We start from the raw sequence: 21,192 nt of genomic DNA on the forward strand, positions 1-21,192 counted from the left end.
GCTGCACCAACCGAAACCGGTTGCGGGCACAAGCAGGGCACGGCATTGTTCCTAAAACCCGGAGGATTTTTCGATGAGCATCGCCCGCCTGCAAAAGGAACCGCTGACCAACCTGCCCTTCTACGAGGAGCGCGTCGATCTTGCCTGCGCCTTCCGCTGGACGGCGCGGCTCAACATGCACGAGGCGGTGGCCAACCATTTCTCGCTGGCGGTCAACGAGGACGGCACAAAATTCCTGATGAACCCCAATCAGGTGCACTTCTCGCGCATCAAGGCGAGCGACCTTTTGATGATCGACGCCAACGATCCCGAGACGCTGTCCGGCCCGAATGCGCCCGACCCGACGGCGTGGGGCCTGCACGGCGCCATCCACCGCAACGTCCGTCATGCGCGCTGCGTCATGCATGTGCATTCCATCCACGCCACCGTGCTGGCCTCGCTCGCCGATTCGAGGCTGCCGCCGATCGACCAGAATTCGGCGATGTTCTTCAACCGCCATGTGGTCGACGCCCATTATGGCGGTCTGGCCTTCGAGGAAGAGGGCGAGCGCTGCTCGCAGCTCCTGACCGACCCCAAGGTCAAGGTAATGGTGATGGGCAATCACGGCGTGCTGGTCATCGGCGACACGGTGGCCGACGCCTTCAATCGCATGTTCTATTTCGAACGCGCCGCCGAGACCTACATCAAGGCGCTGTGGACCGGGCGGCCGCTGCGCACGCTTTCCGACGCCATCGCCGAGAAGGCGGCACGCGAAATGGACGACTATCCCGGCCAGGCCGAGCGGCATCTCAGCGAACTGAAGGCGATCCTCGACGAGCAGGAGCCGGTCTATCGGAACTGAGGTTTAAAGCCCCAGTTCAGCCCGCAATTCCTCGGCGCTGTTGATGACCACCGCACCGGGCGGGCCGTCCATCGGTTTTTCCGGCCAGAAGATCGTCTTCATGCCTGCCGCCAGCCCCGCCATGGCGCCCGGCCAGCTGTCGTCGACCGCCACCGCGTTCGCGGGATCGACATCGGCCAGATAGGCGGCGCGCAGGAACGGCTCGGCTTGCGGCTTGCCTTCGCGCACGTCGTTGCGGCTGATGGTCTTCATGCCTGGATAGATCAGGCCGACCATGTGCAGATTGGCGTCGACGATCATGCGGTCGGAATTCGAGACCACGGCCTGCTGCACGCCAAGTGCGCGCAATTCGTTGAAGATCTCGATCGCACCGGGGCGCGGCTTCAATGTCGTGACAAGCGGCAGATAATGCTCGTATTTATGGACGATCCACTCGTCGAAGGGCAGATCCAGGCCGAACTCGTCGCGCATCATCAGGTAGACCGGCCAGGCAGCGACCCCGAGAACGCGCTCATGCAGGTCGGGCGGAGGCTGAAGGCCGACATTGCGCATCGCCGCCACCAGGGCTGCTTCGTGCAGCGGTTCGCTGTCGACCAGCGTGCCGTCCATGTCCCAGAAAACCGCTTTCGGTGTCATGCAACGCTCCTTTTGGCGTTCCCTTAAAGGGTTTACCCCGCGAGATAAACCATCCGGACGGCAGAACGTGCCACCTGTCGGAACGGAAATCCTCCTTTTGCCTGCCGTGGAATCCCCAGGCCGCCGATGATCCGGCCGATCCCACGCCCGCATGCGCAAGCAATTGCCCTGGCGATTTGACAATTGCGCAGCGCGCGGTTCCCTGCGAAAGTAGGCGCGACCGGTTCCATGACCGGCGGTTTCGGGAGGCAGGACGTGAACAACCGGCAGGAGGGCGGCAGCAACAGGTTGGACGATGCCGCGCGCGCGGGCTGGCTTTATTACGTCGCCGGTAACACGCAGGACCAGATCGCCGCCACGCTCGGCATCTCCAGGCAGACCGCGCAGCGGCTGGTGTCGCTGGCAGTGTCGGAAGGCCTGATCAAGGTGCGCGTCGACCATCCGATCGCCAACTGCCTCGACCTCGCCGCCCGCCTGAAGTCGCGCTTCGCGCTCGACCTGGTGGAGGTGGTGCCGAGCGACCCGACCTCGTCGTCGACGACGATCGGCATCGCCGAGGCGGCGGCAGCGGAAATCGAGAGGCGGCTGAGATCGCCGGCGCCGATCGTGCTGGCGATCGGCACCGGCCGTACGCTGAAGGCGGCGATCGAGCAACTGCCGCCGATGGAGTGCCCACAGCACAAGGTGGTGTCCCTGACCGGCAATATCTCGCCCGACGGTTCGGCCGCTTTCTACAACGTCATCTTCACCATGGCCGACAGGGTGAAGGCGCGGTCGTTCCCGATGCCGTTACCGGTCATCGCCTCCTCGCCGCAAGAACGCGAGATGCTGCTCAGCCAGCCGATGATCCAGCCGACGCTGGCGCTGGCCGCGGAGGCCGACGTCACCTTCGTCGGCATCGGCGACCTCGGCCCGAAGGCGCCGCTCTATGAGGACGGCTTCATTTCCGACGCCGAGCTGAAGGCGCTACAGAAGGCCGGCGGCGTCGCCGAAATTGTCGGCTGGGTGTTCGATCGCGACGGCCGCATGATCGAGGGCATCACCAACGACCGGGTGTCGTCGGCGGCCCTGCCGTCACGCGAGAAGTCGCTGGTCATCGCGCTCGCCATGGGTGAACGCAAGCTGCCGGGCATCCTGGCGGCCGTGAACCGCCGGCTGGTCAACGGCCTCATCACCGACGAACGAACCGCCGCCGCCCTGCTGGCGAGCGGATGAGCCAAAAGCCTCGAGGCAACATCGATTTGCGATAAAATCCGGGCGGGCTATCCATGCCGTCCGAAGGGGTCGTTGCCGTCGAGGAAGCCAAGGTCCCGCCGCAAGTGCGGTGACAGGTCCCTGATGTCGAGATGCGCCTTTTTCCTGGTCGCGAACCAGCCGAATCCGTCCGCAAGCCATGAAATCCAGCGATGATCCGGAGCGGGAGTGCATTTTTGCTGCGCCATGGTCATGATCGTCAACCTTCGCTATCTTCAACCCGAGTGACGGGCTGAGGATGAATGTCGGTCTTGCCGGCCGCCTTTGCCAATCGAACGTCGATAAGGACCCATAAGGAGGCTTTATGCCGGATCTCAGCTCGCGACAGGTTGCGCAGCTTCCGCCGCTGCAGGCGATCCGGGTGTTCGAAGCGGTGGCGCGGCATCTGTCCTTCACCAAAGCGGCCGAGGAACTGGCGATGACGCAGGCAGCGGTCAGCTATCAGATCAAGGTGCTGGAGGAGCGGGTCGGCGCGCCGCTTTTCCTGCGCCGGCCGCGACAGATCGAGCTCACCGAAGCCGGACAGCGCCTGGCGCCGGCGGTCAGCGAGGCCTTCGCCATACTCGGCCAGGCCTATGCGGCGGCGCGCGGCGGGGCGGACGGTCTGCTGTGCGTCACCACGGTGCTGACCTTTGCCTCCAACTGGCTGGCGCATCATCTGGGTTCGTTCCAGATCGCGCATCCCGCCCTTGCCGTGCGGCTCGACACATCCAGCCGCCTGACCGATTTCGCCCGCGAGGATGTCGACCTTGCCATCCGCTCGGGCGGCGGCAAATGGCCGGGACTGGAGGCCTACAAGCTGCTCGACGCCGATTTCACGCCGATGCTGAGCCCCAAGCTCGCCGCGAGCATCGGCGGCGTCAAGGAACCGGCCGATCTGCTCAAGCTGCCTATCCTCGATCCCGGCGACATCTGGTGGACGCAATGGTTCGAGGCTGCGGGCGTGCAAAGCCATGACCTTGCCAAGCGCCCCGGCAGCAGCATGGGCGCGCAGGCCTATGAGGCCAATGCGGCCATCGCAGGCCATGGCGTGGCGGTCCTGACCAGGGCGCTGTTCAAGGCGGAACTCGCCGACGGCCGCCTGATCCAGCCCTTCGACCTGGTCGGCGACGACGGCCACGCCTACTGGCTGGTCTATCCGGAGGCGCGCCGCAACGTGCCGAAGATCCGCGCTTTCCGCGACTGGATCCTGGCCGAGATCGCCTGCTGACCGGCTAACTCCAGGATCAAAACCGCGCTCCATCCAGATCGCCGTTGTCGCCCGGTCCGCGCCTGCGGGACGGCCATTTGCAACGCGCCAGGTCGGCGCTCCTCCATCGAGTGTGCGCTGCACCATCGAATCTGGCTTGACATAATTCATTCTTAGTGAGTAATTGCTCACAGCCAAGGCAAATGCTCATCTTGGTCCATGGGAGGAATTTGATGAAACTTCGTACGCTCATCCTGGGCTTGTGCTCGGCCAGCGCGCTCGCGTTCGCGGCACATGCCGAATCCATCACCATCGCCACCGTCAACAATGGCGATATGGTCCGCATGCAGAAGCTGACCGACGACTTCACCAAGGCGAACCCCGACATCCAGCTCAACTGGGTGACGCTGGAAGAGAACGTGCTGCGCGAGCGCGTGACCACCGACATCGCCACCAAGGGCGGCCAGTATGACGTGATGACCATCGGCACCTACGAGGTCCCGATCTGGGCCAAGCAGAGCTGGCTGTTGCCGCTCGACAAGCTCGGCGACGACTACGACGCCAAGGACATCATCCCGGCGATCGCCGGCGGCCTCTCGGTCGACGGCAAGCTCTATGCCGCGCCCTTCTACGGCGAAAGCTCCTTCGTCATGTACCGCAAGGACCTGATGGAGAAGGCAGGGCTGAAGATGCCCGACGCGCCGACCTGGGACTTCATCAAGCAGGCCGCCGACAAGATGACCGACCGCGCCAATGGCGTGAACGGCGTTTGCCTGCGCGGCAAGGCCGGCTGGGGCGAGAACATGGCCTTCCTGACCGCCATGTCGAACTCCTTCGGCGCGCGCTGGTTCGACGAGAACTGGAAGCCGCAGTTCGACCAGCCCGAATGGAAGAACACTTTGCAGTTCTATGTCGACCTGATGAAGGCCGACGGCCCCGAGGGAGCGTCCTCCAACGGCTTCAACGAGAATTTGGCGCTGTTCCAGCAGGGCAAGTGCGGCATGTGGATCGACGCCACCGTCGCCGCCTCCTTCGTCTCCGATCCCAAGGCCTCGCAGGTCGCCGACAAGGTCGGTTACGCACTGGCGCCTGACAATGGGCTCGGCAAGCGCGGCAACTGGCTGTGGGCGTGGTCGCTGGCCATTCCCGCCGGCACGCAGAAGGCCGATGCCGCCGAGAAGTTCGTGTCATGGGCAACCAGCAAGCACTATGCAGAACTGGTCGCCTCGAAGGAAGGCTGGGCCAACGTTCCGCCGGGAACGCGCTCCTCGCTCTATGCCAATCCAGAGTACCAGAAGGCGGCTCCGTTCGCCAAGATGACGCTGGACTCCATCAATGCTGCCGACCCGACGCATCCGACCGTCAAGCCGGTGCCCTATGTCGGCGTGCAGTTCGTCGCCATCCCCGAATTCCAGGGCCTCGGCACCACCGTCGGCCAGCTGTTCTCGGCAGCCCTTGCCGGCCAGTCGAGCGTCGACGACGCGCTAAAGCAGGCCCAGGACGCCGCAACCGCGGCGATGACCGAGGGCGGCTACATCCAGTAAGGCTCCTCCCGGTGCCTAAGGCCGGTCGCCGATCATGGCCGGCAACGGCCGCCCGAAACCCAGTTCGGGCGGCCACTTCCGACAGCTCGAGAAAATTCCGTCCGATCCTTGAAGGGTGACCGTCATGGCTACTCAGCAGACCCGTTCGCTTGCCCGTTTCATGATGGCGCCATCCGTCGTCCTGCTGCTCGTCTGGATGGTCGTTCCGCTGGCGCTCACGCTCTGGTTCTCCTTCCAGCAGTACAATCCGCTCAATCCGATCCGCGACGGCTTCGTCGGCTTCTCCAATTACGCGTTGTTCTATTCCAACCCGGCCTTCCTGCAATCGATCCTGAACACGCTGCTGATCGTCGTCAGCGTGCTTGTGATCACCGTGGTCGGAGGCATCCTGCTGGCGCTTTTGATCGACCAGCCGATGTGGGGCCAGGGCATCGTGCGCATCCTCGTCATCTCGCCGTTCTTCGTCATGCCGCCGGTGGCGGCACTGGTCTGGAAGAACATGATCATGCATCCGCAATACGGCGTCTTCGCCGACATAGCGCGGTTCTTTGGCCTCCAGCCCATAGACTGGTTCGGACAATATCCGCTGACCGCCATCATCATCATCGTCGCCTGGCAGTGGCTGCCTTTCGCGACGCTCATTCTTTTGACTTCGCTTCAGTCGCTGGACGGCGAGCAGAAGGAAGCCGCCGAGATGGACGGCGCCGGCTTCATCAGCCGCTTCATCTACCTGACGCTGCCGCACATGTCGCGCGCGATCACCGTCGTCATCCTGATCCAGACGATCTTCCTGCTTTCGGTCTATGCCGAGATCCTCGTCACCACCAATGGCGGCCCGGGATACGCCTCCACCAACCTGCCCTTCCTGGTCTACCAGAAGGCGCTGCTCGAATTCAAAATCGGCCAGGCCTCCGCCGGCGGCATCATCGCGGTCATTCTCGCCAACATCGTCGCCTTCTTCGCCATGCGCGCCGTCGGCAAGAACCTGGACAGATAAGGGAGGAAAAGATGGCACGCGCAGTCACAACCCGGCACAAGACGATCGCGACGGCTGCCGCCTGGATCGTCGCCTTGCTGATCTTCTTCCCGATCCTCTACACGATCATCACCTCGTTCAAGTCGGAACAGGAGGCGATCCAGGGCTTCAACCTGATCCCGTCCGGGACCTTCGAGAGCTATTCCGAGGTCCAGGCGCAGAACGGCTATTTCAAGTTCTTCCTGAACTCGGTGCTGCTCTCGGTCGGCTCGACCATCCTGGCCCTGCTGGTCGCCATTCCGGCGGCCTGGTCGATGGCGTTCTCGCCGACCAAGCGGACCAAGGACATTTTGATGTGGATGCTGTCCACCAAGATGATGCCGGCCGTGGCCGTGCTGTTTCCGATCTACCTGATCTTCCGCGACACCGGCCTGCTCGACAGCCGCATCGGCCTGATGGTGATGCTGATGCTGATCAACCTGCCGATCGTGGTGTGGATGCTCTACACCTATTTCCGAGAAATCCCCGGCGAGATCCTGGAAGCGGCGCGCATGGACGGCGCCTCGCTGTGGAACGAGATCATCTATGTGCTCACACCCATGGCGGTGCCGGGCATCGCCTCGACCATGCTGCTCAACATCATCCTGGCCTGGAACGAAGCGTTCTGGACGATCCGGCTGACCACGACGGAAGCAGCACCCTTGACCGCCTTCATCAGCTCCTTCTCCAGCCCGCAAGGCCTGTTCTGGGCGAAGCTCTCGGCCGCCTCGACGCTGGCGATCGCGCCGATCCTGATCATGGGCTGGTTCAGCCAGAAGCAACTGGTGCGCGGCCTGACCTTCGGTGCGGTGAAGTAGGGGCGGCGCCGTGAAGTAGCAGCGTGCGCCAGGCGGCGGACGGAAATCCACCGGGAGGAAAGCATGGGAAATATCACGCTCAAGAACGTCTCGAAATCCTTCGGCTCGACGTCGATCATTCCGAACATCGATCTCGTCATCGAGGACGGCGAGTTCGTCGTCTTCGTCGGCCCGTCGGGCTGCGGCAAGTCCACGCTGCTGCGCCTGATCGCCGGCCTGGAGGACACCAGCGGCGGCACCATCAACATTGACGGTCGCGACGTCACCGGCGAGGCGCCGGCCAAGCGCAAGCTTGCCATGGTGTTCCAGTCCTATGCGCTCTACCCGCACATGACGGTGGCCAAGAACATCGCCTTTCCGCTGAAGATGGCGGGTGAGGACCAGGCGACCATCGACAGGAAGGTGAAGGACGCCGCGCGCGTGCTCAACCTCACCAATTATCTGGAGCGCCGCCCCGGCCAGCTTTCCGGCGGCCAGCGCCAGCGCGTCGCCATCGGCCGCGCCATCGTGCGCCAGCCTTCGGCCTTCCTGTTCGATGAACCCTTGTCCAACCTCGACGCGGCACTGCGCGGCACGATGCGGCTGGAGATCAGCGAACTGCACCACCAGCTCAAGACGACGATGATCTACGTCACCCACGACCAGGTCGAGGCGATGACCATGGCCGACAAGATCGTCGTGCTGAATGCTGGAAATGTCGAACAGGTTGGCTCGCCGATGGAGCTCTACAAGACGCCGAAGAACCTGTTCGTCGCCGGCTTCATCGGCTCGCCGAAAATGAACCTGATCGAAGGCGCCCCGGCGGCGAAGTACGGCGCCAAGACCATCGGCATCCGGCCCGAGCACATGGCGATCTCGACCACGGCGGGCGATTGGAAGGCAACAGTCGGTGTCGCCGAACACCTGGGATCCGACACCTTCCTGCATGTCCAGGCCGACGGTGTCGGCCCGCTGACGGTGCGCGCCGACGGCGAACTCAGCGTCCACCATGGCGACAGCATTTATCTCACCCCCGACAAGGCCAAGCTGCATCGCTTCGGCCCCGACGGCAAGGCATTGGCGCCGTGAGGCTGAAAGGCAAATCGGCGCTGATCACCGGGTCGGCGCGCGGCATCGGCAAGGCCTTCGCCGAAGCCTATGCCCGTGAGGGCGCTATCGTGGCGATTGCCGACATTGACCTCGGGGCTGCGCAAAAGACGGCCGCCGGGATCGGCGGCAAGGCCTACGCGGTGAAGCTCGACGTCACGGACCAGGCCTCCATCGATGCCGCGGTGCAGGCGGTGGAAACCAGGACCGGCGGCCTGGACATACTGATCAACAACGCCGCGATCTTTGACCTTGCGCCGATCGTCGAGATCTCGCGGGCGAGCTATGAAAAACTGTTCTCGGTCAATGTCGCCGGCACGCTGTTCATGCTGCAGGCGGCGGCGCGCTCGATGATCACGCGGGGAAAGGGCGGCAGGATCATCAACATGGCGAGCCAGGCCGGGCGGCGCGGCGAAGCGCTGGTCGCGGTCTACTGCGCCAGCAAGGCGGCGGTCATTTCACTGACCCAGTCGGCCGGGCTCGACCTGATCAAGCACGGCATCAACGTCAACGGCATCGCGCCTGGCGTCGTCGACAGCGACATGTGGGACCAGGTCGACGCGCTGTTCGCCAAATACGAAAACCGGCCCAAGGGCGAAAAGAAAAGACTGGTCGGCGAAGGCGTGCCTTACGGCCGCATGGGCAGACCGGAGGACCTCGCCGGCATGGCCGTGTTCCTGGCCAGCGACGAAGCCGAATATATCGTCGCCCAGACCTACAATGTCGATGGCGGCCAGTGGATGAGTTGAGGCGGGGGCGGCCTCTTCTCCCCGTGCCTCCGCGGGGAGAAGAGGCCAACATCAAGGTGGCGGCCGCATCGCCTCGGAAGGCATGTGCCGCTTCCTACCCTCTCCCGGTGAAGGGGAGAGAAGGGTAACGAAGGCCGCAACCCGGCCAAAGGGTAAACAGATGACCGTGAAACTCTCTTCCGCCAATCTCGCCAACCTGCCCGCCAGGGTCGCAGGTCCGAAATACGACCGCGCAGCGCTGAAGGCCGGCATCGTGCATTTCGGCGTCGGCAACTTCCATCGCTCGCACCAGGCCGTCTATCTCGACGAGCTGTTCAATTCGGGCGTCGGCCACGACTGGGCGCTGGTCGGCGCCGGCGTGTTCGAGGGCGAGACGATCGGCCGCGGCAAACTGGAAGAGCAGGACTGGCTGACGACGGTGGTCGAGCAGGACGAGGGTCATATGAGCGCCCGCGTCACCGGCGCCATGATCGACTTCCTGACGCCGGGCGATGCCGCCGCCATCATCGAACGGCTGGCCGATCCGGCGATCAAGATCGTGTCGCTGACCATCACCGAAGGCGGCTATTTCATCGATCCTGCCTCCGGCGTGTTCAACCCGACGCATCCCGATATCGTCGCCGATGCGCAGCCGGGCGCGACGCCGAAGACCGTGTTCGGCATCATCCTCGCCGGCCTGGTGCGGCGGCGCGGCGATGGCATCGCACCGTTCACGGTGATGTCCTGCGACAACATTCCCCACAACGGCCATGTCACGTCGGATGGCGTCATCGGGTTGGCCCGCCTGATCGACGAGGATCTGGCGGCCTGGGTCGGCGGCAATGTCGCTTTCCCGAACGCGATGGTCGACCGCATCACGCCGGCCACGTCGGACCGCGAACGCGCGATCCTGGCCAAGGATTTCGGCGTCGAGGACAATTGGCCTGTCTTTTGCGAACCCTTCCGGCAATGGGTGCTGGAAGACCATTTCACCGACGGCCGGCCGCCGCTTGAAAAGGTCGGCGTGCAGTTCGTCAAAGACGTCGCGCCCTACGAGCTGATGAAGATCCGCATCCTCAATGGCGGCCATGCCACCATCGCCTATCCGGCCGGGCTGATGGACATCCATTTCGTGCATGAGGCGATGCAGGAGCCGCTGGTGCGCGGCTTTCTCGACAAGCTCGAGCATGACGAAATCATTCCGACCGTACCGCCGGTGCCAGACACGGTCCTGGAGGATTATTACCAGCTCATCGAAAAGCGCTTTTCCAACCCCAAGATCGGCGACACGGTGCGCCGGCTCTGTCTCGACGGTTCCAATCGCCAGCCGAAATTCATCATCCCGACCATCGCCGACCGCTTGAAGGCGGGAAAGAGCGTCGCCGGCCTGGCACTTGAATCGGCGCTGTGGTGCCGCTACTGCTTCGGCACGACGGACAGCGGCGCGGTCATCGAGCCCAACGATCCGAACTGGGACCGCTTGCAGGCGACGGCAAAGGCGGCAAAGGACGCGCCCGCCGCCTGGCTTGCGATGGAAGACATCTATGGCGATGTCGGGCGCGCCACCGCGTTCGTCGAGGCTTTCGCGCATGCATTGAACCTGCTGTGGACGGATGGCACGCGCGCCACGCTGACGCGCTACCTCGCCGGCAAGCTCTGAAACGGGATCATGGCGCCGGAACTGGTCATCTTCGACTGCGACGGCGTGCTGGTGGACAGCGAGGCGCTGTCGGTCTCGGCGCTGCTCGGCATGATTGCGCTTGCCGGCGGCAGCATTGGCGAAGACACGGCCTACGAGCATTTCCTCGGCAAGAGCATGAAGAGCGTGCGCGAGATCCTCGCCCGCGACTTCGGCCTTCCCATCACCGATCAGCACCTGACCACGATGCGCGTCGAATTAATGCGCAAATTCCGCGAGGAGCTGAAGCCGATCGCCGGCGTCAAGGAAGTGCTGCCGAGGCTTGGCTTGCCGTTCTGCGTCGCCTCCTCGGGCACGCTCGACCGCATCCGCTACGCGCTCGACGTCACCGGATTGCTCGGATTGATGGAGCCGCATCTGTTCAGTGCCGGCATGGTGGCCAGGGGCAAGCCGGCGCCCGACCTGTTCCTTCATGCCGCCGCCTCGATGCGGGCGCATCCGCGCAAATGCCTGGTGATCGAGGACAGCCCCGCCGGCGTCGCGGCGGCGCGGGCGGCTGATATGCGCGTGTTCGCCTTCACCGGCGGCGCGCATGCCGGCAACCCTGCCCTGAAAGCGCGGCTTGCGTCGAGTGAGCCGGACTTTATATTCGCTGACATGCTGCAATTGCCCGATCTGATTGCAGGCCTGGGAGCGAGAGACAGAGCATCTTGACGAAACAGTTCGTTTGCGCGGTCGATGTCGGCACCGGGAGCGCCCGCGCGGGCATTCTCGACACCAGTGGCACCTTGCTCGGCCGCGCCGAGCACCCGATCGCCATGCACCAGCCGAAAGCCGATCACGCCGAGCATGATTCTCGCGATATCTGGTCAGCCGTGTGCGCCGCGGTGCGTGCGGCCCGCGAAAAATCCGGTGTTGCCGCCGAGGACATTGCCGGCATTTCCTTCGATGCCACCTGCTCGCTGGTCGTGCGCGACAGGCAAGGCGGCCAGCTCAGCGTTTCGGTGACCGGAGAGGAGCGCTGGGACACCATCGTCTGGCTCGATCACCGCGCCATCGCCGAGGCCGACGAATGCACGGCGAGCGGCCATGAGGTGCTCAACTATATCGGCGGCGTCATGTCGCCGGAAATGGCGACGCCGAAGCTGATGTGGCTGAAGCGAAACCTGCCGAAGACTTGGAATGAAGCCGGCTATCTATTCGACCTTACCGACTTCCTGACCTGGCAGGCGACGGGGTCGCTGGCCCGCTCGCAGTGCACGCTGACCGCCAAATGGACCTATCTGGCGCACCGGGAACCCGCATGGCAGCGCGATTTCTTCGAACTCGTCGGCCTCGGCGACCTCTTCGAGCACGGCAATCTGCCCGAAAGGGCCAGTCCGGTCGGCGCTTACATCGGCTCTTTGAGCGCGCAAGCAGCGGCGGAGCTCGGCCTGACGGAGACATGCCGGGTCGGCGCCGGGGTGATCGATGCCTATGCCGGTGCGCTTGGCGTGCTCGGCGGGTTTGCCGGCGACGAGCGGAATATCGGCCGTCATTTGGCGCTGATCGCCGGCACATCCTCCTGCGTCATGGCGATGTCACCCGATCCGCAGCCCTTCGCCGGGGTCTGGGGGCCATACTACGGCGCCGCTCTGCCGAAGCTGTGGCTGTCGGAAGGCGGCCAGTCGGCCACCGGCGCCCTGCTCGACCACATCATCCGCTGGCACGGCGCGGGCGGCGAGCCGAACGCGGCTATGCATGCGAGGATTGCAAGCCGCGTCGCCGAGCTGCGCGCGGCGGAGGGCGACGCCCTTGCCGGCCGGCTGCATGTGCTGCCCGACTTTCACGGCAACCGCTCGCCGCTCGCCGACCCGCATGCGGTCGGCGTGGTCAGCGGGCTTACGCTGGATTCCTCCTTCGACAGCCTGTGCCGACTTTACTGGCGCACCGCCGTGGGCATCGCGCTCGGCGTGCGCCATGTGCTGGAAGCGCTGAACGAGAACGGCTATCTCATCGACACGCTGCATGTCACCGGCGGCCACACCAAAAATCCCCTCTTGATGGAACTCTATGCCGACGCCACCGGCTGCACGGTGGTCGAGCCGCTGGCGGACGAGGCGGTGTTGCTTGGCACAGGCATGGTGGCGGCGACGGCCGCCGGGCTTTTCCCCGACCTCAATGCGGCCTGTCTGGCCATGCAGCAGGGCGGCAGGACCCGCGCCGCCAACCCGGCCGCCGGCGCCCGCTTCGATCGCGACTACCGGATTTTCCTGGAGATGCACCGGCAACGCCAGGCGCTCGACGCGATCCAGTAGAACGCGCCTTACCGTGTCAACAAGGATAGGCCGGACTTGGCATCGAACAGGTGCATATCCGATTCGTCAAACGTATAGCGGACATCGCTGCGGATAGTTGGGCAGACGCGGCTGGGAACGAGTGCGCTGATCTCCTTGCCGCCAAGAGCGAATGTCACCAGTGCATCGTTGCCATGAAACTCGATGAGATCGGCCGTTCCCGCCAGGAAATTTCCGGCGCTGCCGGGGGTCGCGGGCTTGAGATCCGGAGGCCTGATGCCAAGCACCGCCTGCTCGCCATGTTGTAGCTTGAAGCGCGAGCCGTCGAGGGTGAAGACAGTTCCGCCATTGGTCAGCGTCCAGCCATTTTCTTTCCGGGCCACCGTCACATCGATGAAATTCATGTTCGGCGTGCCGATGAAGCCGGCAACGAACAGATTGCCCGGCCGCTCGTAGATTTCCGCCGGCGAGCCGACCTGCTCGATGACGCCGTCCTTGAGCAGCACGATGCGGTCGGCGAGCGTCATCGCTTCGAGCTGGTCATGGGTGACATAGACGGTGGTTGTCTTCAGCGACTGGTGCAGCCGCGCGATCTCGACGCGCATGTGGTTGCGCAGCTTGGCGTCGAGATTGGACAGCGGCTCGTCGAACAGGAAGACTTTCGGCGTCTTGATCATGGCGCGCGCGATCGCCACGCGCTGCTGCTGGCCGCCGGAAAGCTCGGCCGGCTTGCGGCCGAGATAGGGTTCCAGCCCGAGCGTCCTCGACACCGCTTCGACCCGCTTCTGGATCTCGGCCGCCGGCACTTTCTGGCGCCGCAGCCCGAAGGCGATGTTGTCGAAGATCGTCATGTGCGGGTAAAGGGCATAGTTCTGGAACACCATGGCGATGCCGCGGTCGCCCGGATCGAGATCGTTGACCACCTTGCCGCCGATCGAGACCTCGCCGCCGCTGATGTCCTCCAGCCCCGCCAACATGCGCAGCAAGGTCGACTTGCCACAGCCGGACGGGCCGAGGAACACGACGAACTCGTGCTCCTCGATCGAGAGATTGAGGTCGCGGATGACCGTCGTGGTGCCATAGGCCTTGTCGACATGGGAACAGGTGATCGCGGACATGGTCAGCCCTTTTCGCCGCTGAGCAGGATCTGCAGCTTGACGTCCTGCGGATGCGCTGCCGCCGCCCGCTCGAAAGCCTCGATGCTGTCGGAGAAGGGATAGGTGCCGGTGATCAGCGGCTTGAGATCGACCTTGCCGGAAGCGATGAGCTGCAAGGCGCGGTCGAAGATGTTGGCATAGCGGAACACGGTTTCGATGCGGACTTCCTTCGATATGGCCGCCGGCACGTTGAGCGCTACCGGCTCCACCGGCAGCCCGACGAGCACCACCGCGCCGCCAGGGCGCACGACGTCGAACAAATCAGCGAAGGCCTTGGGGCTGCCGCTGGCCTCGAAGACGATGTCCGCACCCCAGCCGTCGGTGGCCGCGCGCACCGCATCGACCAGCGGCTGCTCGCCCATGTTGACCGGAACGACGCCGGGATAGCGCCCGGCAATTTCGAGCTTGGGCGCGGAGAAGTCGGAAATCAGCACTTTCGAGCAACCACCGGCCAGGGCGGCCAGCGCGATCATGATGCCGATCGGGCCACAGCCGACGACAGCCGCCACGTCACCCGGAACGATGCGCGCGCGCGCCGCCGCCTGCATGCCGATGGCGAAAGGTTCGACCATCGCCCCTTCGGCGAAGGAGACGTTGTCGGGCAGCCTGTAGGTGAACGCCGCCGGATGCACGGCTCGCGGCGCCAGAATGCCGTGCACCGGCGGCGTCGCCCAGAAGGTGACGTCCGGGTCGACATTGTAGATGCCGAGTTTTGTCGCCCGCGACGACAGGTTCGGTACGCCCGGTTCCATGCAGACGCGATCGCCGACCTTCAGCGTCCGGACATTGGCGCCGATCTCGACGATCGTTCCGGACGCTTCGTGGCCGAGCACCATCGGCGCGCGCACGACATAACTGCCGATGGCGCCATGGGTGTAGTAATGCACGTCGCTACCGCAGACGCCGACCGTGTGGATGGCGATCCTGACGTCGTCCGGCCCGACCTCGAGCGGCAACGCGATTTCGCGCAGCGACAGCTCGCCCTTTTTCTCAAGCACCAGTGCCCGCATCGTGTCGTCCTCGCTTCAAGTCTTTTTTTGCCGGAAAACGGAATTCAGGAAGCCGCTGAGCACGCCGAGAAACAACAGCGGCGGCAGCGACAGAAGCACGACCGAGGCGTTCAGGATTCCCCATGGCACGTTCATGCCTTGCTGGGAGAGTTCCGAGGCGACGATCGGCAAGGTCTTGGCGTTGGAGCTCGACAGCATCAGCGCGATCAGGAACTCGTTCCAGACCAGCACGAAACTGAAAGCCACCGCACCGATCAGCGAACGCGCCGCGACCGGCAGCGCAATCCTCCAGAACACCGAATAGGCGCCGTAGCCATCGACGAAGGCGGCTTCCTCGACCTCCTTCGGCACGGCCTGGAAGGCAGGAATGGCGAGCCACATGATCACCGAGATGGTGAGCAGGCAATAGGTGACGATCAGCGCGGCGAGCGTGTCGTAAAGCCCGAGCTGAAGCCAGATCACCATCAGCGGGATGGCGACCGCCACCGGCGGCAGGAAGCGAAGCGACAAAACGAAGAACTGGATGTCGCCGGCCCAGCGGTTCGGGTAGCGCGCCACCGCGTAAGCCGCCGGCAGGCCGAGCACCACGCCGATCAGCACCGCGCAACCGCAGGCGACGACCGAATTGTAGAGGCCGGTCATGACGCTGTCGCGGCCGACGATATAGCTGATGTTGGCCAGCGTCGGCGTGAACACCAGGCGCGGGACGCGGGTGATGATGTCGACATTGTTCTTCAGCGAATTGAGCGCCGTCCAGAGCAACGGAAACACGGCCATGAAACCGGCAAACGCCAGCACGGTCTTGCCGATCAGGCGGCCAGGTCTCATGCGATATGACCTCATGCCTGCACCCGCCTCCACAGCATGGTGAAGGTGATGACCGTGGCGATCATCATCAGCACCGCCATCGCCGAGGCGTAAGAGACCTTGCCGGACTCGATGAAGCCTTGCGAGAAGGCGTACATGTCGAGCGTCTCGGTTGCCACGCCCGGACCGCCGCGGGTCATCACATAGATCAGATCGAAGGAGCGCAGCGATTCGATCATCTTGACGAACATCAGGCTGACCAGCGGCGCCTTCAGCATCGGCAAGGTCACATAGGCGTGGATCTGCCAGCGTTTGGCATGGTCGAGCCGGGCCGCCTCGATCGGCTGCGGCGGCAGCGTTTCCAGGAGCTTCAGCACGATGACGGCGAAGAACAGGCCCCATTGCCAGACATCGACCGATGCGACCGCCAACAACGCCGTCGACGGCTTGGACAGCGGATCGAAGATCAGCCCACCGGTCAGCAGCCGGTAGGGGTAAGTGGCGATGCCGTAGAGCGGATGGTAGGCGAACTTCCAGACGAAGGCCGCCGAGACGCGCGGCAGCAGGACCGGGATGATGAACAGCAAGCAATAGACGTTGCGAAGGCGCGGCGAGGCGACCTCGAACATCAGGACGCCCAGTCCGATGGCGACCGTCATTGTCGCGATGACCGTGACGAATTCCCATTTCACCGACACCCAGACGGCGTTGAGAAAGCGGCGGTCGGCGAACAGGTCGGCGAAGTTCGAGAACCAGACATAGGAATAGGCTGTCGAGCTGAGTTCACGGTTCTGCAGGGCGATGACGACCGCGTAGAGCGTCGGCACCATCGACAGCACCAGAAGGATGGCGAGTGTCGGCACGACGAAGGTGACCGGCAGGGATGAGCGTCGCGGCATCTGTCTAATCTCTGCTGCGTCTCGAATGATTGAGCATGACTGACCTTTCGCGCGAAGGCTGACTCAAACCGCAATGATGAACCAAGACCTGCGGCGCACAGGTTCCGGCGCTCCACCGAATGCCGTGGACCGCGCGCCGCAGGGGGAGGATGGCTTATTTCTTCACCAGCTCGTTGGCATAGGCCTCGAGTTCGTTGAGGCCGCCCTTGATATCGGTGCGGGTGCCGGTGACCAGTTCCTCGAGGATGATGCCCCAGCGGTCGCCGAGATCGGGCCAGCGCGGGTCCTGCCAGAAATTGACCGCCGTGACCTTGCCGGTTTCGGCCAGTGCCTGGCCGAGATCGGCGCCGTAGATGCCGGCGAATTCCTTGCTGGCGAGGATGCTGGTGCGGTTCAGCTCGCCGAACTGGTGGGCGTCGAGCCGGCGCTTCTCGTTTTCCTTCGATGTTGCCCAGGCGATGAACAGTCCGGCGCATTTCTTCGAGGCGTCGTCGGCATTGGCCTTCGCCGCGATGGCGAGGCCATGGCCGTAACCGCCGCCCGGCAGTGGCGACGGCGGCGGCAGGAAGCCGATGTTGCCGACGACCTGCGAGGTCTTCGGGTCGACCGCCATGCCCGACAGCGGCGTCGATTCGACCAGGATCGCGACCTGGCCCGACAGGAAGGCGCCGGTCGATTCATCCCAGCTGCCGGTCTGCGTGCCGGGCGCCGAATCCTTGAACAGTTTCAGGTAGGTCTCGGTCGCCTTGACCGCGGCATCCGAATTGAAGGCCGGCTTGTCACCGTCGAACCACTGGCCGCCATAGGCCTTGAAGAAGGGCATCCAGCGCCAGACATTGGCGCCCGAACCGCGCGCGCCGCGCAGCGCGATGCCATACATGCCCTTGTCCGGATTGGTCAGCTTCGGCACGTCGGCGATCAGCTCGTCGAGCGTCTTCGGCGGCTGGATGCCGGCGGCCTCCAGCACGTCCTTGCGGTAGACCATCAGGTCGCCGCCGCCGGTCAGCGGTGCGAACCAGACCTTGCCGTCATAGGTGGCGACCTTCTGGCGGCCGGGGTCGAAGTCGGCATAGTCGTAGTCGGCCGGATAATAGTCGGCCAGCGGCACGATCCATTTCGAGGAAGCGAACAGCGCGACATTGGCTTCGTCGACATAGTAGACGTTGTAGTTGCCGACCGTCGACGCGTCGGCGCGCGATTTTGCGCGGCGGTCGTTCTCGTTGAGGTAATCGATCTGGAAGCCGGCGCCGGCAAGCTTCTCGAACTCGGCCTTGGAGTCCTCCAGAAGCGTCAGGCCGTCACGTGGTTGCGCCAGCACCTTGACCGGCGCCGAGCAGACCGGCGCCTGCGCCAAAGCGATGGTTGAAACGGTAGCGGAAAGCATGAAAGCTGCACCAAGGCTGGCAGCGAGCCGAATTGGTTTCATTATTTTCTCCTCCAGGAACACGTCGCAGGAAGCGGACGTCCTCGGGTTGCGCGATCCTCACCATCGCCCGAGCGACTTGCCACCCATCGCCAAAATGCGGAGTTGCAGCGGCTCGCGCTAGAAGCCCCGTTGCAGAAGACCTGTACTTTTATGCATTGTGCGGCGCAAAAACCGGCATCCGGTTGCGGCCAATCTCACATGAGTATCGATCGGACTCGGGGGCGGTGGTTTTTAGGGCGTGCTTACGCGCGCATCGCCAGCCGCTGCCGCGACAGCTTGCGATAGGATGACGGCGTCATCTTGTGCTTGCGCATGAAGGCGCGGTTGAAATTGGAGATGTTCATGTAGCCGACCTGGAAACAGATGTCGGTGATCGGAATATCGGTATCGGCCAGCAGCTTGCAGGCCTGCCAGAGCCTCAGCTTGGCAAGGTGGTCACTGAAGGAATTGCCGGTGTTCTTCTGGAAGAAGCGCGAGAATGTGCTCTCGGTCATTCCCGCGAGCGCCGCCACATCAGGCAGCTTCAGATCCTCGGCGAAATGCTGGAACAGATAGGTCAGCGTGCGCTGGATGATGTCGAGCGAGGCGGCATCCAGAACCGGGGAGAAATCCGGCGAGGACAACAGCTCGTATTCGTCGGTCCTGGCGAGGAGATCGACGAGATTCAGGAACAGGCAGAACCTGGTTAGCCCGCTGGCCTCCCCCATCCGTTCCATCAGCTCGGCGCCTTCCAATGCCGTGCGGCCATGAAAAACCATACCGCGCAGCGACCGCTCCAGGAACGGCTCCAGTTCGCGCAGTTCGGGCAACAGGCCAGCCGAGCCGCGCAGCCTCTCGGCATCGAACTGGAGGACGATGTCGCGGCCTTCGATCAGCTCGCCCGGCTGCACCGCCGTCACCCAATCATGCGGCAGCCCGCCGCCGACGATGGTCAGATAACCCGGCCCGAACTCGCCGATGTGGTCGCCGACCAGCACCACACCGGAGGATTTTCGCAAGAGGTGGATTTCGTACTCCGGATGGAAATTCCAGACATTGCGCTCCCAGGGATAGTCGTCCAGCCGCCACAGGAAACTGTCGCTCGCCTCGGTGACGATATGTTCGAAGGCCGGCGCCGTGCGAAGCGTCGCAACCGGATTCCTTCTGCGCCTGAACTGCATCCTGCCTCCTGCAAATTTGGGTTCCGTGGCACCTCGCTCGTCCTTGCAATGCGTAGCAGCCTTGGGGCCATGTGTGAAATGGGCCGTCGGAGAGCGTCGGTCACGAGGCTTCAGCGTCATCGGCGATCCGACTGGATCAATCCGTTCCCGCCCCTCCTCCCTTGCCTTCATGTCGCGTTTCGTACAAAAGCTGACGTAAACGCCGCGAAACCGAAGGTCTCGCCGTTTGCAATGCGGCTTCCGGCTTTTTTGCCGATGCGCCGCAACCTTGAAAGAGCGGAATAATGTCTGCGATCGAAGCCGGCGCTCGCGCGCCGGAAAATCTTTGGCGTCAGGAAATCAGGGCGACTTTGGCGCTCGCCTGGCCCATGGTGCTGACCAATCTCGGCCAGACCGCCATGACGGCCACCGACGTCATGATGATGGGCAGGCTGGGTGCGGACACGCTGGCCAGCGGCGCGCTTGGCGCCAATCTCTATTTCATGCCGCTGATCTTCGGCCTCGGCCTGATGCTGGCGACCTCGCCGATGATGGCGACCGAGCTCGGCCGCCGCCGTCATTCGGTGCGCGACCTGCGCCGCACCGTGCGCCAGGGCCTGTGGCTGGCGATCCTCATCTGCATCCCGATCTGGATCTTCCTCTGGCACGGCGAGAACGTGCTGCTCGCCATGGGCCAGGAGCCCGCTCTGGCGCATAGCGCCGGCATCTACCTGCGCTGGCTGGAATGGGCGGTGCTGCCCTTCTACGGCTATATTGTGCTGCGTTCCTTCATCTCGGCGCTGGAGCGGCCGGGCTGGGCATTGATAATCGTCTTTGTCGCCGTCGCCTGCAACGCGCTCTTCAACTGGGTGTTCATGTTCGGCAATCTCGGTGTTCCGGCCATGGGCATATCAGGCTCGGGCCTTGCCACCTCGCTGTCCTCAACGCTGATGTTCGTCGGCATGGCCGCCGTGGTGATGTGGGAGAAGAAATTCAGGCGCTATCATCTGTTCGGCCGCTTCTGGCGGTCCGACTGGCCGCGCTTCAAGGGCCTGCTGCGGCTCGGCCTGCCGATCGCGGGCATCCTCGCTTTCGAGGTGACGATCTTCAACGCCGCGGCGCTGCTGATGGGCCTGATCGACGCGGATTCGCTTGCCGCGCACGCCATCGCCATCCAGATCGCCTCGATCTCCTTCATGGTGCCGCTCGGTCTCAACCAGGCGGTGACGGTGCGCGTCGGGCTTGCGCATGGCGCCGGCAATCCGGAAGGCGTCTCGCGCGCCGGCTGGACCGCCTTCGTCATCGGCGTCTCGTTCATGGCCCTGATGGGCCTGGTAATGATCCTGTGGCCGCATCTCCTGATCAGCGCCTTCATCGATCTGACCAATCCGGCCAATGCCAGGGTGATCACGCTTGCCGTATCGTTCCTGGTCTTCGCGGCCCTGTTCCAGGTCTTCGACGGCGCGCAAGCGGTTGCCGCCGGCATGCTGCGCGGCCTGCACGACACCAAGGTGCCGATGATCTATGCCGCCATCGGCTACTGGGGCGTCGGCCTGCCGCTGGGCGTGCTGCTCGCCTTCCCGTTCGGCTTCCATGGCGTCGGCATCTGGATCGGGCTGTCCAGCGGACTGGCGGTGGTGGCGGCGCTGCTTCTGGCGCGCTGGCTACGGCGGGATCGCCTCGCGCCGCCGCTGGTGTTCGAACACTGATGCAGAGGGCCGCCGGGTT

20 protein-coding genes are annotated in these 21,192 nt (G+C 64.0%); 12 read left to right on the forward strand and 8 right to left on the reverse strand.

Annotated features, from left to right (window positions below; genetic code table 11):
- The first annotated feature begins 73 nt into the window (after window positions 1–73).
- Window positions 74–841, forward strand: coding sequence for a class II aldolase and adducin N-terminal domain-containing protein (locus FJ428_RS08995; RefSeq protein WP_140491336.1), 768 nt, complete (start codon window positions 74–76; stop codon window positions 839–841).
- Window positions 842–844: 3 nt separating this feature from the next.
- Here FJ428_RS08995 and FJ428_RS09000 read toward each other — a convergent pair whose 3' ends face one another.
- Window positions 845–1,477: an HAD family phosphatase gene (locus tag FJ428_RS09000; protein ID WP_140491338.1), complete on the reverse strand. Its 633-nt coding sequence runs from the start codon at window positions 1,475–1,477 to the stop codon at window positions 845–847.
- 255 nt (window positions 1,478–1,732) lie between these two features.
- Between FJ428_RS09000 and FJ428_RS09005 the strand changes: the two genes are divergently transcribed.
- A complete protein-coding gene (locus tag FJ428_RS09005) occupies window positions 1,733–2,692 on the forward strand; it encodes a sugar-binding transcriptional regulator (RefSeq protein ID WP_140491340.1) in 960 nt (319 codons plus the stop codon).
- Between the two features lie 47 nt (window positions 2,693–2,739).
- On the opposite strand, the gene FJ428_RS09010 is transcribed toward FJ428_RS09005, so the two are convergent.
- Window positions 2,740–2,925, reverse strand: coding sequence for a hypothetical protein (locus FJ428_RS09010; RefSeq protein WP_140514372.1), 186 nt, complete (start codon window positions 2,923–2,925; stop codon window positions 2,740–2,742).
- A gap of 110 nt (window positions 2,926–3,035) precedes the next feature.
- Here FJ428_RS09010 and gcvA point away from each other — a divergent pair, with 110 nt between their 5' ends.
- The 9 genes from gcvA (at window position 3,036) to FJ428_RS09055 (ending at window position 13,047) form a co-directional block, all read left to right on the forward strand.
- On the forward strand, window positions 3,036–3,941 hold the full coding sequence (gcvA, locus tag FJ428_RS09015) for a transcriptional regulator GcvA (protein WP_140524183.1): 906 nt from the start codon (window positions 3,036–3,038) through the stop codon (window positions 3,939–3,941).
- Between the two features lie 212 nt (window positions 3,942–4,153).
- The gene (locus tag FJ428_RS09020) at window positions 4,154–5,464 is read left to right on the forward strand and encodes a sugar ABC transporter substrate-binding protein (RefSeq protein ID WP_140491344.1); all 1,311 of its coding nucleotides are present in this window, start codon (window positions 4,154–4,156) and stop codon (window positions 5,462–5,464) included.
- Window positions 5,465–5,588: 124 nt separating this feature from the next.
- On the forward strand, window positions 5,589–6,461 hold the full coding sequence (locus tag FJ428_RS09025; RefSeq protein WP_140491346.1) for a sugar ABC transporter permease: 873 nt from the start codon (window positions 5,589–5,591) through the stop codon (window positions 6,459–6,461).
- 11 nt (window positions 6,462–6,472) lie between these two features.
- On the forward strand, window positions 6,473–7,297 hold the full coding sequence (locus FJ428_RS09030) for a carbohydrate ABC transporter permease (protein WP_140491348.1): 825 nt from the start codon (window positions 6,473–6,475) through the stop codon (window positions 7,295–7,297).
- A 63-nt stretch (window positions 7,298–7,360) separates the two neighbouring features.
- Window positions 7,361–8,365, forward strand: a complete 1,005-nt coding sequence (locus FJ428_RS09035; protein WP_140551584.1) for an ABC transporter ATP-binding protein — start codon at window positions 7,361–7,363, stop codon at window positions 8,363–8,365.
- Window positions 8,362–9,132 carry an L-iditol 2-dehydrogenase gene (locus tag FJ428_RS09040; RefSeq protein WP_140879318.1) on the forward strand — a complete coding sequence of 257 codons (771 nt, stop codon included), beginning with the start codon at window positions 8,362–8,364 and terminating at the stop codon, window positions 9,130–9,132. Before FJ428_RS09035 ends, FJ428_RS09040 begins: the two co-directional genes overlap by 4 nt.
- Before the next feature lie 160 nt (window positions 9,133–9,292).
- On the forward strand, window positions 9,293–10,771 hold the full coding sequence (locus tag FJ428_RS09045; RefSeq protein WP_140879319.1) for a mannitol dehydrogenase family protein: 1,479 nt from the start codon (window positions 9,293–9,295) through the stop codon (window positions 10,769–10,771).
- A gap of 9 nt (window positions 10,772–10,780) precedes the next feature.
- Window positions 10,781–11,464: an HAD family hydrolase gene (locus FJ428_RS09050; protein WP_140491356.1), complete on the forward strand. Its 684-nt coding sequence runs from the start codon at window positions 10,781–10,783 to the stop codon at window positions 11,462–11,464.
- A complete protein-coding gene (locus FJ428_RS09055) occupies window positions 11,461–13,047 on the forward strand; it encodes an FGGY-family carbohydrate kinase (RefSeq protein ID WP_140554608.1) in 1,587 nt (528 codons plus the stop codon). The genes FJ428_RS09050 and FJ428_RS09055 overlap by 4 nt, the downstream gene beginning before the upstream one ends.
- An 8-nt stretch (window positions 13,048–13,055) precedes the next feature.
- On the opposite strand, the gene ugpC is transcribed toward FJ428_RS09055, so the two are convergent.
- The 6 genes from ugpC to FJ428_RS09085 all read right to left on the reverse strand — a co-directional run bounded on the left by ugpC (window position 13,056) and on the right by FJ428_RS09085 (window position 19,485).
- The gene (gene ugpC, locus FJ428_RS09060; RefSeq protein WP_140491360.1) at window positions 13,056–14,144 is read right to left on the reverse strand and encodes a sn-glycerol-3-phosphate ABC transporter ATP-binding protein UgpC; all 1,089 of its coding nucleotides are present in this window, start codon (window positions 14,142–14,144) and stop codon (window positions 13,056–13,058) included.
- A 2-nt stretch (window positions 14,145–14,146) separates the two neighbouring features.
- Entirely contained in the window at window positions 14,147–15,193 is a 1,047-nt protein-coding gene (locus FJ428_RS09065; RefSeq protein WP_140879320.1) for an NAD(P)-dependent alcohol dehydrogenase, read from the reverse strand.
- A 15-nt stretch (window positions 15,194–15,208) separates the two neighbouring features.
- The gene (locus tag FJ428_RS09070; protein ID WP_140491365.1) at window positions 15,209–16,021 is read right to left on the reverse strand and encodes a carbohydrate ABC transporter permease; all 813 of its coding nucleotides are present in this window, start codon (window positions 16,019–16,021) and stop codon (window positions 15,209–15,211) included.
- A gap of 11 nt (window positions 16,022–16,032) precedes the next feature.
- Window positions 16,033–16,899, reverse strand: a complete 867-nt coding sequence (locus FJ428_RS09075) for a sugar ABC transporter permease (protein WP_140879321.1) — start codon at window positions 16,897–16,899, stop codon at window positions 16,033–16,035.
- A 154-nt stretch (window positions 16,900–17,053) separates the two neighbouring features.
- Window positions 17,054–18,325: an extracellular solute-binding protein gene (locus FJ428_RS09080; RefSeq protein ID WP_140879322.1), complete on the reverse strand. Its 1,272-nt coding sequence runs from the start codon at window positions 18,323–18,325 to the stop codon at window positions 17,054–17,056.
- A gap of 242 nt (window positions 18,326–18,567) precedes the next feature.
- Complete coding sequence (locus FJ428_RS09085) at window positions 18,568–19,485, reverse strand: AraC family transcriptional regulator (protein ID WP_140554613.1); 918 nt, start codon at window positions 19,483–19,485, stop codon at window positions 18,568–18,570.
- A 284-nt stretch (window positions 19,486–19,769) separates the two neighbouring features.
- Here FJ428_RS09085 and FJ428_RS09090 point away from each other — a divergent pair, with 284 nt between their 5' ends.
- Window positions 19,770–21,173, forward strand: coding sequence for an MATE family efflux transporter (locus FJ428_RS09090; protein WP_140491373.1), 1,404 nt, complete (start codon window positions 19,770–19,772; stop codon window positions 21,171–21,173).
- Window positions 21,174–21,192 lie beyond the last annotated feature (19 nt).

The organism is Mesorhizobium sp. B2-8-1 (genome assembly GCF_006440955.1).
Classification (GTDB): Bacteria; Pseudomonadota; Alphaproteobacteria; order Rhizobiales; family Rhizobiaceae; genus Mesorhizobium.

Coding starts and splice junctions, on each gene's coding strand:
- FJ428_RS09090 (WP_140491373.1), top strand. CDS start 19,770: ATGTCTGCGATCGAAGCCGGCGCTCGCGCGCCGGAAAATCTTTGGCGT.
- FJ428_RS09000 (WP_140491338.1), bottom strand. CDS start 1,477: ATGACACCGAAAGCGGTTTTCTGGGACATGGACGGCACGCTGGTCGAC.
- ugpC (WP_140491360.1), bottom strand. CDS start 14,144: ATGTCCGCGATCACCTGTTCCCATGTCGACAAGGCCTATGGCACCACG.
- gcvA (WP_140524183.1), top strand. CDS start 3,036: ATGCCGGATCTCAGCTCGCGACAGGTTGCGCAGCTTCCGCCGCTGCAG.
- FJ428_RS09050 (WP_140491356.1), top strand. CDS start 10,781: ATGGCGCCGGAACTGGTCATCTTCGACTGCGACGGCGTGCTGGTGGAC.
- FJ428_RS09045 (WP_140879319.1), top strand. CDS start 9,293: ATGACCGTGAAACTCTCTTCCGCCAATCTCGCCAACCTGCCCGCCAGG.
- FJ428_RS09010 (WP_140514372.1), bottom strand. CDS start 2,925: ATGACCATGGCGCAGCAAAAATGCACTCCCGCTCCGGATCATCGCTGG.
- FJ428_RS09035 (WP_140551584.1), top strand. CDS start 7,361: ATGGGAAATATCACGCTCAAGAACGTCTCGAAATCCTTCGGCTCGACG.
- FJ428_RS09075 (WP_140879321.1), bottom strand. CDS start 16,899: ATGCCGCGACGCTCATCCCTGCCGGTCACCTTCGTCGTGCCGACACTC.
- FJ428_RS09065 (WP_140879320.1), bottom strand. CDS start 15,193: ATGCGGGCACTGGTGCTTGAGAAAAAGGGCGAGCTGTCGCTGCGCGAA.
- FJ428_RS09020 (WP_140491344.1), top strand. CDS start 4,154: ATGAAACTTCGTACGCTCATCCTGGGCTTGTGCTCGGCCAGCGCGCTC.
- FJ428_RS09030 (WP_140491348.1), top strand. CDS start 6,473: ATGGCACGCGCAGTCACAACCCGGCACAAGACGATCGCGACGGCTGCC.
- FJ428_RS09070 (WP_140491365.1), bottom strand. CDS start 16,021: ATGAGACCTGGCCGCCTGATCGGCAAGACCGTGCTGGCGTTTGCCGGT.
- FJ428_RS08995 (WP_140491336.1), top strand. CDS start 74: ATGAGCATCGCCCGCCTGCAAAAGGAACCGCTGACCAACCTGCCCTTC.
- FJ428_RS09080 (WP_140879322.1), bottom strand. CDS start 18,325: ATGAAACCAATTCGGCTCGCTGCCAGCCTTGGTGCAGCTTTCATGCTT.
- FJ428_RS09085 (WP_140554613.1), bottom strand. CDS start 19,485: ATGCAGTTCAGGCGCAGAAGGAATCCGGTTGCGACGCTTCGCACGGCG.
- FJ428_RS09025 (WP_140491346.1), top strand. CDS start 5,589: ATGGCTACTCAGCAGACCCGTTCGCTTGCCCGTTTCATGATGGCGCCA.